The organism is Bacillus hominis, from assembly GCF_018332515.1.
Lineage (GTDB): Bacteria > Bacillota > Bacilli > Bacillales > Bacillaceae_G > Bacillus_A > Bacillus_A hominis.
On record NZ_BOQD01000693.1, the window covers coordinates 1 to 267 of the forward strand.

A 267-nucleotide genomic window follows, 5' to 3' on the forward strand; every position below is an offset into this window, starting at 1 on the left:
ACTCTTTTCCACCTGGTTGATAGCTTTCAGGAGTAACATTATCTGAAAAATATCCCACCCCAACGACGCCAAGATCAATATTACCCTGGTTACTGATTCCGCTTTTGCAAGTGCTGTTTTTTACATTGGCAACAAGGTCAATATCCTGCCCAGCGATGGCTGGATAGGTAATGGGAAACTGTAGTGACAGAAACAGAATTATTCTCTTCATCAGCTTACGTTGAGTGGGATGCATATATAGTTCCTGGATCTGTCAGTCTGTTAGTT

General features: G+C 41.9%; 1 protein-coding gene. It reads right to left on the minus strand.

The features are described 5' to 3' along the window. Window positions 1–235 (minus strand): fimbrial protein (locus KI356_RS28995; RefSeq protein WP_212937091.1); only part of this gene is annotated, 235 nt, incomplete at its 3' end. Window positions 236–267 lie beyond the last annotated feature (32 nt).